We start from the raw sequence: 15,188 nt of genomic DNA on the forward strand, positions 1-15,188 counted from the left end.
GATGTCCTCGGTTCGCTGGAGGGAAAAATGTAATCAGGCGCCGATGGCGCGAAAGGCCACGGGGGGTGTTTCGCTGACGTTGACGCGCGCAAGCTGACGAATATCGGCAAGACCGAGCAGATAGGACACGACTGACTCACCGCCTCGGTTTTCGTTGGCGCGGTCGGGATGCAATCCATCCCGGCAACTGCCGGTCTCGGCATCGACGAGCACGATCGATAGATCGTTGCGGCCGAGAAACCAGGCGAAAACGCTGGTTGCGATCGCTTTCCATTCGGCGTCGCCGTCTGCTCGCCAAGCGGTCAGGCAGGCGGCGATCGTCGCCGTGGCTTCCACCGGCTGCTGGTCGAATGGGCGAGGCGGTTGGCGCAGTTCGCCGAAGCCGGCGGTGCCGATGGGGCGGAAATGCCCGGTCGAAGCCGTTTGTTGTTTCATCAGCCAACGCAGGGATCGCATTCCGGCATCGAGGTAGTCAGGCGTTTGCGTGGCCATGCCTGTCAGCATCAAGGCCTGCGGCAAGCGCGCATTGTCATACGCCAGACACTCCTCGAACCACGTCCAGTCCGGCGTTTCGACCGACGCGAGGCTCGACATCAACCTGTCGGCGAGGAAGTGCCGGATTTCCAGGGCGCGCGCGTCATCGGGAACGACGGCGCAATAACCGTCCAGACCCAGCAGGGTGAAGGCCAATGCACGCGGCGAAGCAAAGGCCTCAACAGTCGGCAACGCCTTGGCAAACAAGGCTTCAGCCCATCGACGTCGCGACGGGCTTGCATCCTTCCGTGCGCACTCACCCAGCGCCCACAATGTTCGTCCATGGCTGTCTTCGGAGCCACGGTCTTCCAGCCAGGTTCGATTGAAGCCCATGAAGTTGCGAAAGCGTCTGGTGTCGGGATTCCACGCATGCTGCACGAATGCGGCAAAGCGGGCAGTCAAAACCTCAGGCAGACGTTTTTCGCCGGGATTGTTGAGGGCGCAGGCGAGCAGCAAGGCGCGCGCATTGTCGTCCACGCAATAGCCGTGCGCGCGATCAGGTACCGAATGCACCGCATGCTGGAACAGGCCGGTGTCGTCGCACATCGAAAGAAAGTGATCCAACTGCATGTCCGACGCCGCAGGGCTGTGCGCGATCGCAACCGGTCCGGTGCGCGCGATCACCTTGAGCCAGTCGCCCTGCCGCGCGTCTTCGAATACGGCAATATAGCGCTCGGCCGTGCGAACCCATGTCATCGATCGGCTGACGGCGTAGGCGCGCTCGCGCATCGCCTGACGACGAGGGGTATCGGTGAGCAATCGCGCAATTTCCTTGCCGGTCGCGGCAGAATTGCCGAAGGGAACGATGACGCCACGACCGTCATCCAGCAGCTCCAACGCGTGCCAATAAGGCGTCGAAACCACCGGCTTCCCGAGACCGAAGCTGTAGGCCAGCGTGCCCGACGTCATCTGCGCTTCGTTGAGATAAGGCGTGACGTAGACGTCGCACATCGAAATGAATTCGAGCAGCGTGGCCTGATCGACGAACTGGTCGAGGAATACGACGTGGTTCTCACCCCCAAGTTCGCGCACGCGCTTCATCAGGCTTTCGCGATAGGCCTCACCCTGGTCGCGCACCAGATTGGGATGCGTCGCGCCGAGTACGACATAGACCGCGTCCGCGCGGCGCTCCAGAATCGAGGGCATGGCGTCGATCATGACCTCGATGCCCTTGCTGGGGGAGAGCAGGCCGAAAGTCAGAATGACCGAGCGGTTGCTGAATCCAAGTTTGGCCTTGGCAGCATCGGGCTCGACAAAGGGAAAGTCGGGAATGCCGTGCGCAATGACCTCGACCTTGTCGTCCGGCACGCGATAGACGCTACGCAGCATCTCGCGTCCCTTGTTGGCCATCACAATGATTTTCGAAGATGCCTCGACGATACGCTCCATCACCGCGCGCTGGGCGGTGGTCGGCTTGGCGAGCACCGTGTGTAGCGTCGTGATAACCGGCATGCTGAGGCGTGAAAGCAGCTCGAGAATGTGAGCGCCGGCTTCCCCGCCGAAGATTCCGAATTCGTGTTGCAGGCAGACGACGTCGTAGCGACCGGCATTCAGGAAGGCTGCGGCACGCACATAGTCTCCAATGACGTCATCCTTGATCTGGAATGCGACCGAACCGGGATAGTCGTAGGCCTGTGCGTGGTCGTTCATGGCGATAATACTGGTCTCCAGGTCCGGCCTTGAATTCGAAATCGCGCGTTCAAGGTCGGTCGTGAAGGTGGCGATACCGCAGCGGCGAGGCAGTGAATTGCCGATCAGGGCGACGCGGCGAAGCGGCATCATTCGAGGCCTGCAAATTGCGGAACGGGGATCGCAGCTGGATTGGCAGGCTTGCCCGGTTGCTTGCTTAAACTCTGCAACAGGGAATCGATCGGGCGACTTGCAGGATACGCAATCAGCGCGCTCAATCCGTTATTGCCAACCTCTATGCTGGTGCAGCCGCCACCGATGAAGATGGCATGTCCGATAGCTGCCGCGGTTAAGCCGATTGCCGCATGGCCGTCGAGGGTGAGAATCCAGGTTTCCGGTTCTGCAAGCAGCGCCCAGCTTGACCCCTCGAGCAGTTCAAGCCGCTCGAGAACGAAATGCTTGCTCGCGACCAGTACCGTTCGGTTTACGGTCAAGGGCGTCGGATTGCCTGGCGTTGGAAGGGGCCATGGGTGGGCGACGGCGACCCCATTGTCTTCATGCAATTCGCGCTGCCGGCCGTAGTCGAATAGCCGGAATGTGGCGTCGCTGTGCTGCTGAATTTCAGCGAGCACGATGCCGGCGCCGACGGCGTGGATGGTACCGGCCGGGATGTAGATGACGTCGCCTTTGGCAACCGATCGCCAGTGAATGAGTTCGGCGATCGAACCGTTCTGGATCGACGCGCGCAATTGTTGTGGAGTTATCTGGTGCTTTAATCCAACGCCGATCTGCGCGTCGGGCTGGGCCGCGAGGATATACCATGCCTCGCTCTTGCCGTTCGGCATCCCCATCGCACGTGCGTAAGTGTCGTCGGGATGAACCTGGATCGACAATGGTTCGCTGGTGAACAGTAGCTTGAGGAGCAACGCCGGGGTGGGCGCATCCTTGTTGGCCCGCTCGAACCACAACTCTCCGACGGCACGACCAGACCCGTCGACGCTGCTCCACGGTTGCAGATCGCGAACCCCCCACGGTTTGTGGACGACCCGCACGGCGGCTTGTTCGGTAGGCATGAGATGTCCTGACCGGGGTGACGCGCACGTCAAGGCGACGTGCCGTTGGCCGTTGTCGACCGTAAGATTTGGCGTGGCTAAGCGTCGCGTGTCCGGACAGGCGCTTGAAGCGGGCCGGATGCTGAGTTCGTTAGGTGGCTACTCCCCGACTTGATTACAACGGTCGCGTTCTGCTTTACCCTCCTTCTCAGCAACCAATTGCGCTTCTGAGTCGTATTTGGTCTAGCTTAGCTGTTCGGGCGTCAGACTTCGGTCCGAGGGCCGGTCCACACGGAGAGCCCATCCCATTCGGCCGCCACACCTAGAGCATGGTGGGCGGAGACTGTTGACGAATCTGAAATTGGGAGGATCGACCATCGCGCGGATCACTCAGCGCCTTTACCCCCCAAATAGCTAGGAAATTCCTCGGAACTGAGCAGCCTTTACGGCTGCACCGCAACGTCACAGGTCTCGCAATTGAAGTTGGGGCCAAATTCGGTATGCACGGCCTTTCGATCGGCCTGAGCCAACCCCAATCAAACTTCGTCGCCTGGACGGCTGGCAAGGCTGCCTCCTTCGCGATGCCCTTGCCAGACCCGGTGCGGTTCGGAGTGTCGCCATCATTGCATATACGCCGCGATACGAATCCTCCGCGTGGCCAGGTCTCCAGTTCCTACGCTCCAGATCTGCCGCTGATTGACCCATGCATACTCTTTGGAGGCGGTGGTGAGCCGGATGTTTGCAAAGATATCGACCACCGGCTCGCCGTTTCGCAGTGCCGCCTGGCCATCGCCCGACAACGCAATCCGATGCCCATCGTCGGTGTCGACGATAACGTGCAGGTTGAGGTCGATGCGACCATCAGCGCGCATTCGCAAATAGTCGATGCCATGCTGGCGTCCCGAAAGGCGGCCCTGACAGGGTCCATCGATATGAAGGTCGAAGCGTGCTCCTTGCAGTGGGACCGCTTGCTTGCCGGCAAGGATATCGTCCATGCTTACGCCGTAGTCCGTTACGCCCGTGAGAGCGAGATCGCATTCGTATATCTTCTCGCCTCTCATTCCAGGATCTTGAGCCATTGCACTTCTCCGAGTTGTTCGACTGGGTTGCCGACATCCAGTCGAACCGGCGGCCGCCAAGGCGACATGTTCAGGACAAATTATTTCGCAGCCTCGCTTGCCGGCGCAGTTGGCGCTCTCAAGTCGGCTCGTGACAGGCGAAACCACATTGGCGGATGACTTCGAAGCAGGCCGAACGGCAGGCTTGTGGTATTTGGCTTCAGCTTGTGAGCCGAAGAGGGACATGATAGTGTTGTAGTTCGGGCCTTCGACAACCGCCCGATCAGCTTCCGAGCCAAGGTTGTTTCGCTCCATTACGGAGGTGAAACATGGCTTGCAGCAGCACCACCCGCGGCTCACCCGATACATCCCGCCCAAGTCTGCCCGCTTTTCCAGATCTTCGATGGTTCTGGCAACTCCCCCTCGCGCTCTTGACCGGAATAGCACTGGGGTTGGAGCGACGCCGTCAATACAGGGAACTTCTCGAGCTGGACGACCGATTGCTCGCCGACATGGGCCTATCGAGGACGGACGTTGAAGAAGTACGAAGGTGCTCCTTGTATGTGGACGCCTGGCGCGACAGCCGATGAGTCTCCAATATCCTTCCTGGTCCAGGCGGCGCGCGAGAGGCCGCCTGCGGACGGCGCGTCAACCCGATCGCCTGGGTCGAGATAACTTGATCTCGCTGGCGGTCGCTCCTCGTTGTCGAACTTCCGCCTCGGGCCGGAAGCTCAATGACTTCCGTCCGCGATCGATTTGAGCGCGTGAGAGCGCCGAGCCATTTTCACGTGAGGCGCTCCGCCCTAAACGAAAATCGGCTGATCACAGTGCCGGCCGGATCGCAGACCTCGAAATGCCAGTCGAGGTCCGGCCTGATGTCGCCAAACTTGATGTCGCGGATCATGTCGCACGCGGTCACGGCGGCTTCGTCCCAAAGTGCGCTTGCATCATTGCCGTCATGGGGAACCGACCATTCCTCCTCGATCCCGTTGGCCCAAATCCGGAGCCGGTAGGACGTCGTTGCGGGCTGGGAGTCGTGCATCGGCGCCACCATGAACCCGGCGGGAGCACGATCCTCTCTCAGTCACCGGTCGAAGCCGCGGACGGGACGGTGATGAGGGAGGCTATCTTATGTCGGATACCGGACACAACGGCAGGCGTTCGGTTCCCCGGGATGATGCAGTTCCAAGGTCCTTCAGCACGTCGTTGCGTCAGACCGCGCTGGTCTTGAACTCCAGCAGGTAGATATCTGCGCCGGCAGCATCCTTGACCTTCATGGACCACTGATCTCCGGGCAGGAGCTTGCCATCGAGATCGCGGAGCAGCTCTCCACATGCGGTCGTTGCTTCCACCCAGGCAGCGTCGCGGTCGGGCAGCTCCAGCCCGTCGTTCTGGATTTCCATGTTTCGACCATCGGCGACGACAAAGAAGAATCTCGGCATCTTTCCCTCGTGAGTCCGGTTCCGAACATTAAATGTTGCGTTTGCCCTAGTAATGCATCGGAATCGGGCGCCTAGTTAAACCGCGCTCGTGGAATTCAGCTCCTGGTATAAGTCGGAAACCGTACCGACGAAATGCCGGTTTGTAGCCTACCTAGAAATTCCCGTGGAGGCGTCAACTCGGAACGCTACGTCAATCCCCGCGGAAGACGGCCCAGACCGACCGGGCGGGATACACTATGCCGACCGCACCACTCGCCAACTCCCTGCTGGCCAGTCTGCCGCGGGCCGAATTTGAGCAACTTCGGCCCCAAATGACGGTGCTATCCCTTGCGCAAGGCAAGGTGCTCGCCGAGGTCGGCGACGAAATCGACCAAGTCTACTTTCCCTTCGGCGGCATGATCTCGCTCCTCACGATCATGAGAAATGGCAAGGCCGTCGAGACGGCGACGATCGGCAAGGACGGCGCGTTTGGCGCTTCTGCGACGTTCGGCCTGCACAAGTCGCAGGTTCGGGCGATCATTCAAATCTCGACGACCGCGGCCGTCATTCCCGCCGCGTCCATGAGACGGCACGGCGAGACCAGCAAAGCGCTTCAGCTGATGTGCCTGCGGTCCAACGAGAACCTGCTTGCCCAGGCCCGCGTGACAGCCGCCTGCAATGCCCTGCATTTGATTGAAGAGCGATTTTGCAGATGGCTGTTGCAGACCAGCTCGGTGACGCAAAACATGACCATTCACCTCACCCAGGAATTCCTCTCTGAAATGCTCGGCGTCCGCCGCACGTCGGTCACCGAGGTCGCGCAAAAACTTCAAGAGGCCGGGCTCATCAATTACTCGCGTGGCGTCATCAACATCCTCGACCTCGATGCCTTGAAAGCACGGTCCTGCGAGTGCTTTGAAACACTTCGCGAGCAGAATGTGATCTAGAGCTGTTTCCATTCCGATGGAATCGGAACATGGCTCCAGGTTTTTGCCTTGACATGCTCTCTTCGCGAACCGGCATCAGCTTCGCGCGAAAATGCTTTAATCGAACAGCCTGTTGATCGAGACCTGTGCCTCGAACTCACGCGCCTTTTCCAAAAGCGCCTGCGCCTCCGTTCCTCGAAGAAGCTTTGCTTTGGCACGGCATTCTTCCGCAGTTTTCCTGAGGCGCTCATCGAGCGAAAGCGTCTGCTTGAATCGTCTTCGCTTTGCGGTCATCGGCAAGCTCTTTTATCGACGTGATTTTAGTCCCGCCACGTGGCTGCTCAAGTCGGATTTTTCCGACCCAAATGTCGGATTCCGGACGGACAGGCTTCTTGCGCCTTGTTAACTTTTTCGTTTTCGGCGAGATGCTTTTCCTTTTTGGTGAGATGCGATGTCTGCATCGACAGTGGGTTCATTGATCACTATCGAACGGCCGCGTTGTCGAAGATGCCAGACGCGGATGGAGCTGCTGAGCGCGTCTCCCAAACCCGACAATTGCGAAAAGCGCATCTTTGAATGCCCGAAGTGCCGTTTCATCGAGACCAAGGTGATCGCCGATCCCCTGACCTCAAACGACATCAGGCGTCTGACCAGCCACCTTCAGCCTCCATCGTGACATCCAGGTCGATCGGGGGAGTCACGCCGTGACCGATAAGAGAGATTCCCGAAAGTGCAACAACATCGTCCTCATCGGCGCCGGCGCCGGAGCTCTCTCGATGTCGGTTGCCGACCACGTCGACGAAGCGGAGGCGCTGGACCTCGCAAAGCGGATCGCGGATCAGACGGGCCGCACGGTGTCAGTCCGGGACGCCCGAGGAGCGGTTCTTGGGAAAATTCCGGGATCTAAAAGGAACTAGGAGAATTGGCTTCGGCGCCGGACCATTCATTCTCCCCGCCGCACTCACGTATCCCCTCAATTCAGGCGACCGGGCCCCGCGAGCAGGCCCAGCACGATCGAAAACTATTCGTTCTGCGCGGAAATGCCGAGCCGCTCATAGGCGCGCTTGCGATAGGTCTGGGTCGAATGCAGGCTGATGCCGAGCGCTTGCGAGATCGCCTCCGAGCCGAGACCGAGCAGGATGTGCCGGCACACCTCCTGCTCGCGCGGCGTCAACGCGGAAAGTGGCGCGCACGTCGCAAACAACGCGGCGAGGTTCTGGCCGGGCGTTGCCGTCGCGGCCTTTACGACAAATCGTGAGACGCTCTTTCGCCCTTCGCGATTGCCGGTTTCCGAATACCATGGTACAATCTGCAGTTGTCGGGACGGCATTTCCGTCCCGCATTTGGGGAGATGTCTTATGAAATTGTCATCAGGCTTCGCCGTGCCGTCAGCCGTCGTTATTTTGTCAACTCTCTTGCTGTGCAGCACAAGCGGTACGGCAATGTCGCAAACCACAACAGGCTCCGACTCCTCGCTTCCCGCCGTCTCGGTCGAAGCGCCGAAGCAGATGGCAAGACCAACGGTTACATCGCCGCGGAGGTCAACGACAGCGACAGCCCACCGGACATCCGGCTCGTCAACCGCTCAAACCCCAGTGTTCGCGCCGAATACGGCATTGGGGCGGCTTGCCAGGCTGGAGAGATCCGCCAGCACTTGCAACGGTGGTTGCGAAACAAGTTACAGGGTCGGCAACGCGCCCTGGGTTGGATGTAGTATAAGTGGGGATCGCGATATCAGCAATTTCTCACCGACGTGCCGAGACACGCTGACCTACAACACCTACGCGCAGTGCGTCGACACCAAAACCTTCCTGGGCTCGACCTCCAGAGAGGCTCGGTGGCTTTGCAGCAGCCTGCTAGCCGGAGGCAAGTTGGCCGGCGAAAATCAAGTCGCCGAAATCAAGGGCCGCCGCTAGTCCACGCCGGCCCGTCGGCTGCGCCCGAGACACAGGATCGCATGGCTCGAGGGATTTCGAGCCATGCAGAGGCGGTTTGACGCTATTTCCCCAGTGCTGCGGCGACTTCGCCAACCAGATTCTCTGCCAGCGTGTGATAGCCCTCTGGCGTGAGATGTTGCCCGTCAGGCTGATGCGGCAGTCCGTGCAGCATCCCATTCGGGAGCATGACAACCTTGATTCCCATCGCGCTTAGCCGACTTTGGATGGCAGGGGTGTTGTCGGCGGCTAGCTTCCTCCGGTCGTTACCGCCGGGCTGAAGGATCACAACGCTAGTTCCTTTCGGGACCACGCGATCCAGTCGGGCCAGCATGCCTCCCGTGGTGTCACCGTTGACGCCAGCATTGATGACACGGACGTTGAGACCCTTCGAACGGAGAAGCGTTTCAAGCTGTGCGGGATAGGCTTGGCTACGCGACACACCCTTACCGAAGGTGTTGCTGGCCCCGAGGGCCACAACGGTTGCAGCGTGAGCGGCGCCAAGCGCGGAGAGCACCCCGAATGCACCAACAAGAATGATCTGGCCAAGCTTTGCTGCCACTCTCGCGTCCCCCGACAGGCATGAATTCCCGCCGCATGCTTATCACCAACTGCTCATTATGAGAACGCGGACGTCGGCTCGGGGCCAAAATGCGACCGTCCCGGAGCGCGGACCGCGTGTCCGCCTTGCTTTCGGAGAGCAGAACTTAGAGTACCCCTCAGTTCAGGCGACCGGGCCCCACGAGCAGGCCCAGCACGATTCCAAACAATTCGTTCTGCGCGGAAATGCCGAGCCGCTCATAGGCACGCTTGCGGTAGGTCAGGGTCGAATGCAGGCTGATGCCGAGCGCTTGCGAGATCGCCTCCGAGCTGAGACCGAGCAGGATGTGCCGGCACACCTCCTGCTCGCGCGGCGTCAGCGCGGAAAGTGGTGCGCACGCCGCAAACAACGCGGCGAGGTTCTGGTCGAGCGGCGCAGTCGCGGCCTGCCGGAAATGACGCGCGACGCTGGCGCCAATCGCCGGCGCGATCGCGTGTAGCCGCGCACGGTCGACGTCGCCAAAGCGGCCCTGCACGGCGATACGATAGAAGTTGACATAGAAGCAGGTGTCATCAGCCCAGATCGCGGTCGCGCATTTATCGACGATGCCGGAATCGTGAAAAAAGATCTTGCGGTAGCGCGCGCCATACATGCGCGGCGCGAACGACGGCAGCATGATCGGCGCGCTGCCCTCGGTTTCGAACAGCGCATCGCGATTGGGATCGGATTCGTGGAACTGACCGGCATAGGCGGCACCGAGATCGCCGCCGGTCGGGATGTTGCCGGCATCGAGCAGACAGCTCGCCGCACCGGCGCGCGTCAGCGCGAACACCATGCAATGGCCGACGCCGGCCTGCCGGCGCAGCGTGTCAATGAGGATGTTTGGAAAATCCGGACGGCCGATGGCGAGCACCGCGGGCGTGACGTCGCCAGCCGCCAAATTTGAGGCCATCGCGTGGGGCCGCATGGGTATCCTCCGCCAAGGTTGTTTTGGCGGACGATATCAGCAAGGGCGGTGCGCCGGAAGCGGCCCCTACCCCGCCGCCGCCTTCGCCGGCGCGACATTGATGGCGAGCTTGCCGTAGCGGTCGGTGAAGGCCTCGGTGTCGATCTCCTCGAGCTTGATCTCGCCGCTCATGACGCTCCTCTTCCAGGCCGCCTGTGCCGGATCGCTCTGGAACTCCGGCATCACCTCGCGGCCGAACAGCTCCAGCGATTCGCAGATGTGCTCGTGGCTGTTCTTGCCGGCCTGGTTGAGCAGGATGACCTGGTCGATATGCGACGATTGGAAGCGCTTCAGCTTCCTGCGGATCGTCTCCGGCGAGCCGATCAGGCCGCCGCGCAAGGCCGCCTCCTGCGCTTCCGGATTGTCGCGCTTCCACTTGTTGTACTCGTCCCACATGTTGACGGTGTAGGGCGCCGGACGCTGGCGGTTCTGCGAGGCGCCGTAGAAGCGCAGCGCGAACTGGAAGAAGGTGGCGCCGTCGGCACGCGCACGCGCCTCCTCGTCGGTCTTGGCGCACATGAAGAACGACACCAGCGCCATGTTCGGGTTGATCTCGTAGTCGGCGAGCTTGTGCAACCGCTTGGTCATCGCGTTGTAATAGGCGTGCACCCAGGCATGCGCGGCATCGGCGCTGACGAACTGGAAGCCGAGCGCGCCAAAACCATGACGACCCGCGCGCTCGATGGTCGGCAGCTGCGAGCACGCCATCCACAGCGGCGGGTGCGGCTTCTGCACCGGCTTCGGCACGACATTGCGCAAAGGGATGTCAAAGTATTTGCCGTGATGCTCGCTTCCCGCATCCCCGAACATCGGGAAGATCGCGGCGACGGCCTCTTCAAAGACCTCCTTCTTGGTCTCCATGTCGCGGCCGAACGGCGTCAGCTCGGTGATGGACGCGCTCTCGCCCATGCCGAATTCGCAGCGGCCGTTGGAGAGCAGGTCGAGCACCGCGACGCGCTCGGCAACGCGCGCCGGATGGTTGGTGGTGAGCTGGAGGATGCCGTGGCCGAGCCGGATGTTTTTGGTGCGCTGGCTCGCAGCAGCGAGGAAGGATTCAGGCGAGGGCGAGTGCGAATATTCTTCAAGGAAGTGATGCTCGACCACCCAGGCATGGTCGTAGCCGAGCCTGTCGGCGAGCTCCATCTGCGAGAGCGCGTCTTGATAGAGCCTGAGCTCGTCGCCGGCCACCCAGGGCCGCGGCAATTGCAGCTCATAGAAGATGCCGAACTTCATGGCGCCATCTCTCCCAAGTTCTCTTGCAATTTTTTTGCAAGTTTTTTTGCAAGTTTTCTTGCCCGCTTATTTCTTGTTGCGAGCATCTTAATGCGTGGGGCGGCGCTGTCTACGCAGTCGCAATTCCGCCCTGCGGGAGGACGCGCTTTTCGGCGCGGCGGCCATTCAGCACCGCACCGATGAAGGTGAAGCGCACCAGCAGATGGTAGCTCGCCAGCATCAAGGGAATCGCGACGACTAGAATGATTGCGAACTTGATCAGCCCGGGCCAGTCGCGCTGCGACAACGCGACCTGCAGCGCCATCACGATCGGCATGTGGATCACATAGAGCCAATAGGATGCATCGGCGAGATAGCGCCAGGTCGGGCTGAAGCCGGACATGAAGCGCAGCACGAGCCCGATGACTGCGAAGGTCGAGATCCAGATCGCCGGTGCATAGAGGATGGCAGAGACAAGCCTGAGCGTGGCGAAGCTGAAAGGCAGTTTCGGCGCGCCCGGTGAGGACAGGATCACGCCTGACAGCACGAAGCTGATCAGGATCAGGCCGAGCGCGAGCACAAGATACGGGAGCCAGCGTCGCTCGAGCAGCCGCAGCAGATCGACCTGCCGATGCAACAGCCAGCCAACGCCGAATGCGGTGCCGAAGCCGATCCAGGCCTGCGCATTGGTGATGAGCGATTGATCCGGCGTCCTCACGCCCATCACGTTGATCCATCGTTGATCGAGGCTGAAGGCGATGCCGATCGGGATCGCCAGCACCAGCGGCGCCAGCGGATGTCGCATGGTGCCGGCGAAGATGCGGTCAACAACCGCTCGCCAAGTGCCTGACACATCGAGCCAGACAATGGCGGCGCGCAGCAGCAGCATGGCGGCATAGAGCTCCAGCAGCACATAGAGAAACCAGAGATGGGTCAGGGGGAAATTCGGCAGCACCGGCGGCCAATTGCGCACGCCGTGGAACGGGCCGGCATTCGGCAGATAAGATGCCCAGATCACGATCAGGGCGATGGGCGTGAAGACGATCGGCCAGCCGATCACGAGCGGCAGGGCGATCCGCTGCAGCCTGTCCCGGATGAAGCCCGAGGTGCCTCGGCGATGAAAGCTCATGCGGGCGAAGAAGCCGGCCATCAGGAAGAAGGTCGTCATCCGGAAGACGTGGATGGTGAAGGACAGCAGGCCGAGCAGCAGGCTTGGATGGGTGTCCCTGACGAACCAGAACTGGGCCGAGGCGGGCAAAAATGACAATGTCGCGTGCAGGACGATGCCGAGCAGCAGGGCGCCACCCCTGAGCGCATCGAGCGCGTGCAGTCGTTCCGATACGGGGGCGCCGGTCGCATGGGACATGGATGGGCTCGTGCTGGTTGGCGAGGGGTTCTCGCCGGACAGTCTGCCTAATCGCGGCGCGGCCCTCTCGCCCGATCCAAAAATCGGCTAGCCGATTTCTCGGCGCGGCTGGGTGATCCCGGGATCGCAGCCGGTTTCCGGCCGGCTCAGCGCCTCGCGCCGGAATTCGGTCGGGGTCACGCCGGTCTCGGCCTTGAAGGCGCGATTGAAGGGGCCGATCGATTGGAAGCCGGCATCCATGGCGATGGTCAGCACCGGGACCTCCCGTTGCGTCACATCGGACAGCGCCAGCCTGGCATCCTCGATGCGATAGCGATTGAGGAACGCATTGAAGTTCCGATAGCCCAGCCCTTCGTTGATGGCCTGGCGAAGCCGGTGCTCCGGAACGTCGAGCCGTGCCGCGAGCGCTCCGATCGCAAGACCTTCCCGCCGGTAGGTCCGCTCCACACTCATCAGATGATCTAGGCGCCGCAGCAGGATCGGATCGACCACGAGCCTTCCTGCGGGAGGAGCACGATCGGCACCGCGTCCGCTACTGGATGCGATTGCCGCCATGGCGTCGTTGACGGGCACGGCCGGCTGCGCGGCAAAAGCCCCCAGTCCGGCAATCATGGCCACCACGAACAGGCTGAGCGCGGTCGGCAGACTGCCGGGCGCGCCGGGGACCGCGACAGGAATTGCGGCGAAGCCGGCGCCGGCGACGACAGCGATGAGTCCGACATTGATGGCCAGCATCGCCAGCCGAAGCCGGCGGCGCCGCGCGACCAGATCGGCGCGCCAGGTCTTGACCGTCTGAACCGCGGCCGCGAGAGCCAGCGCCAGATTGATCAACGCCAGGCCTCGCCCGCCGGCCCCGGCCAAAGCGGGCCAGTACGCCCAGCCAAGCGTGAGCGCAAAGCCAAAGGCCACGATGCCGAGCCAGAGCACGCCGTGCCATCGCCTCAGCACGAAATCGTCGTCGAACGCCGCGCGCGCCCACAGCCAGAACACGGCAGGTTGCCCGGACAGGATCGGCAACACCCACCACCATGACGATTTGGGAAACAACGGCGCGGTCGTGATGGCGTAGAGCACGCCACCGGCAGACATGGCCATGCCCAGCAACGCCTGCTGGCCGGTCGCACGACGCAACAGCGTAGCGACAATGATCAACAGGAACACGCCGCTCGTTGCGCCGCGAAGCCCGAGATCGATGGCCGTGAGCCCCATCGCGTTCACAACTCACATTCCCCCCGGTTCGAGATCGAACTCTCGCACCGCCCTCGCGCGGGCACAATCCAAAATTGCGCGGTGGTCGCGGCATAGGGGTGGCGGCCCCGCTTGAACCGGCGGGGCGAATGGTTAGTTTTGGGGAATCGCGAATCGCCTCGTTTCGCACCTTTCAAGACAGTCATGGCCACATTCACCCCGCATCAGGATGCCGCGCTGAAAGCCGTCGGCGACTGGCTCAAGGCAAAACCCGGCCGCAACGGCACGCCGCCGGTGTTCCGCCTGTTCGGCTTTGCCGGCACCGGCAAGACCACGCTGGCGCGGCACATCGCCGACGGCGTCGACGGCGAGGTGAAGTTCGCCGCCTTCACGGGCAAGGCGGCGCTGGTGATGCGCAACAAGGGGTGCGACGATGCCTCCACCATCCATTCGCTGATCTACCGCGCCCGCGAATCCGGCGAGGAGCAGCCGAGCTTTGAATTGTGGGACGACGCGCCGGCCTCCAAGGCCAAGCTGATCGTGATCGACGAATGCTCGATGGTCGATGCCGAATTGGGCCGCGACCTGATGTCGTTCGAGTGTCCGCTGCTGGTGCTCGGCGACCCTGCGCAGCTGCCGCCGATCCAGGGCGGCGGCTTCTTCACCAATACCGAGCCGGATGCGATGCTCACCGAGGTGCACCGCCAGGCCCAGGACGATCCGATCGTGCGGATGTCGATGGACGTCCGCGAGGGCCGCGAGCTCGACATCGGCCGCTACGGCGAGAGCGAGGTGGTATCGCGCAAGGAGCTCGATCCCGATCGCGTCATGGGCGCCGACCAGGTGCTGGTCGGCCGCAACAACACCCGACGCGCCTACAACATGCGGGTGCGGCAGCGCCAGAACATCGAGGATGTCTTTCCGGTCGCCGGCGACAAGCTGGTCTGCCTGCGCAACAACCGCAAGAAGGGCCTGTTCAACGGCGGCCTGTGGCGCGTGAAGTCGCGCAACACCTCGCGCTCGAAATCGCGCATCCTCAGCATGCGGCTCTCGCCCGACGAGGATTTCGGCCACAAGGTCACAAAGGTCTCCGTGCGCGCCGATTGCTTCGAGGGCGGCATCGAGCAGATCGCCTGGGAGCAGCGCAAGCCTTATGACGAGTTCGACTACGGCTACGTGCTGACCGTGCACAAGTCGCAGGGCTCGCAATGGGACGACGTCGTGCTGTTCGACGAGAGCTTTGCGTTCGGGGAGAGCCGCGCAAGGTGGCTGTACACGGGCATCACGCGCGCGGCGAAGCGGCTGAGCATCGTCGTCTAAA

At 61.9% G+C, this 15,188-nt stretch carries 15 protein-coding genes and 1 pseudogene; 4 read left to right on the forward strand and 12 right to left on the reverse strand.

Annotated features, from left to right (window positions below):
• Window positions 1–33 precede the first annotated feature (33 nt).
• The 3 genes from ABID58_RS08030 to ABID58_RS08040 form a co-directional block, all read right to left on the reverse strand.
• Window positions 34–2,316: a glycosyltransferase family 4 protein gene (locus tag ABID58_RS08030; RefSeq protein ID WP_354032238.1), complete on the reverse strand. Its 2,283-nt coding sequence runs from the start codon at window positions 2,314–2,316 to the stop codon at window positions 34–36.
• On the reverse strand, window positions 2,313–3,236 hold the full coding sequence (locus ABID58_RS08035) for a class I mannose-6-phosphate isomerase (RefSeq protein WP_354032239.1): 924 nt from the start codon (window positions 3,234–3,236) through the stop codon (window positions 2,313–2,315). Before ABID58_RS08035 ends, ABID58_RS08030 begins: the two co-directional genes overlap by 4 nt.
• Window positions 3,237–3,835: 599 nt before the next feature.
• Window positions 3,836–4,294 carry a DUF3237 family protein gene (locus tag ABID58_RS08040; protein ID WP_354032240.1) on the reverse strand — a complete coding sequence of 153 codons (459 nt, stop codon included), beginning with the start codon at window positions 4,292–4,294 and terminating at the stop codon, window positions 3,836–3,838.
• A gap of 308 nt (window positions 4,295–4,602) precedes the next feature.
• Between ABID58_RS08040 and ABID58_RS08045 the strand changes: the two genes are divergently transcribed.
• Entirely contained in the window at window positions 4,603–4,863 is a 261-nt protein-coding gene (locus tag ABID58_RS08045; RefSeq protein ID WP_354032241.1) for a YjiS-like domain-containing protein, read from the forward strand.
• Between the two features lie 194 nt (window positions 4,864–5,057).
• Here the strand turns inward: ABID58_RS08045 and ABID58_RS08050 are convergent, their stop codons facing one another.
• A complete protein-coding gene (locus ABID58_RS08050) occupies window positions 5,058–5,315 on the reverse strand; it encodes a DUF6894 family protein (RefSeq protein ID WP_354032242.1) in 258 nt (85 codons plus the stop codon).
• A gap of 169 nt (window positions 5,316–5,484) precedes the next feature.
• Window positions 5,485–5,715, reverse strand: a complete 231-nt coding sequence (locus ABID58_RS08055) for a DUF6894 family protein (RefSeq protein WP_354032243.1) — start codon at window positions 5,713–5,715, stop codon at window positions 5,485–5,487.
• 236 nt (window positions 5,716–5,951) lie between these two features.
• On the opposite strand from ABID58_RS08055, the gene ABID58_RS08060 reads away from it, so the two are divergent.
• On the forward strand, window positions 5,952–6,641 hold the full coding sequence (locus ABID58_RS08060) for a Crp/Fnr family transcriptional regulator (RefSeq protein ID WP_354032244.1): 690 nt from the start codon (window positions 5,952–5,954) through the stop codon (window positions 6,639–6,641).
• Between the two features lie 96 nt (window positions 6,642–6,737).
• On the opposite strand, the gene ABID58_RS08065 is transcribed toward ABID58_RS08060, so the two are convergent.
• Window positions 6,738–6,914, reverse strand: a complete 177-nt coding sequence (locus ABID58_RS08065) for a hypothetical protein (protein WP_354032245.1) — start codon at window positions 6,912–6,914, stop codon at window positions 6,738–6,740.
• A gap of 727 nt (window positions 6,915–7,641) precedes the next feature.
• Window positions 7,642–7,851, reverse strand: a pseudogene (locus ABID58_RS08070) (response regulator transcription factor); the annotation flags it as partial.
• Between the two features lie 120 nt (window positions 7,852–7,971).
• Between ABID58_RS08070 and ABID58_RS08075 the strand changes: the two are divergent.
• On the forward strand, window positions 7,972–8,334 hold the full coding sequence (locus tag ABID58_RS08075; protein WP_354032246.1) for a hypothetical protein: 363 nt from the start codon (window positions 7,972–7,974) through the stop codon (window positions 8,332–8,334).
• 284 nt (window positions 8,335–8,618) lie between these two features.
• Here ABID58_RS08075 and ABID58_RS08080 read toward each other — a convergent pair whose 3' ends face one another.
• From ABID58_RS08080 to ABID58_RS08100, 5 genes are all read right to left on the reverse strand, one after another.
• Complete coding sequence (locus ABID58_RS08080) at window positions 8,619–9,116, reverse strand: GDSL-type esterase/lipase family protein (RefSeq protein WP_354032247.1); 498 nt, start codon at window positions 9,114–9,116, stop codon at window positions 8,619–8,621.
• A 157-nt stretch (window positions 9,117–9,273) separates the two neighbouring features.
• A complete protein-coding gene (locus tag ABID58_RS08085; protein WP_354032248.1) occupies window positions 9,274–10,062 on the reverse strand; it encodes a helix-turn-helix transcriptional regulator in 789 nt (262 codons plus the stop codon).
• Between the two features lie 66 nt (window positions 10,063–10,128).
• A complete protein-coding gene (locus ABID58_RS08090) occupies window positions 10,129–11,334 on the reverse strand; it encodes an LLM class flavin-dependent oxidoreductase (RefSeq protein WP_354032249.1) in 1,206 nt (401 codons plus the stop codon).
• Window positions 11,335–11,443: 109 nt separating this feature from the next.
• Window positions 11,444–12,679, reverse strand: coding sequence for an acyltransferase family protein (locus ABID58_RS08095; protein ID WP_354032250.1), 1,236 nt, complete (start codon window positions 12,677–12,679; stop codon window positions 11,444–11,446).
• Window positions 12,680–12,766: 87 nt separating this feature from the next.
• Complete coding sequence (locus ABID58_RS08100; protein WP_354032251.1) at window positions 12,767–13,888, reverse strand: helix-turn-helix domain-containing protein; 1,122 nt, start codon at window positions 13,886–13,888, stop codon at window positions 12,767–12,769.
• 183 nt (window positions 13,889–14,071) lie between these two features.
• Here ABID58_RS08100 and ABID58_RS08105 point away from each other — a divergent pair, with 183 nt between their 5' ends.
• Window positions 14,072–15,187 (forward strand): ATP-dependent DNA helicase, encoded by a 1,116-nt coding sequence (locus ABID58_RS08105; RefSeq protein ID WP_354032252.1) that lies wholly within the window; start codon window positions 14,072–14,074, stop codon window positions 15,185–15,187.
• Window position 15,188: the final 1 nt, after the last annotated feature.

This window comes from Bradyrhizobium sp. S3.2.6, assembly GCF_040546885.1.
GTDB classification, from domain to species: domain Bacteria; phylum Pseudomonadota; class Alphaproteobacteria; order Rhizobiales; family Xanthobacteraceae; genus Bradyrhizobium; species Bradyrhizobium cytisi.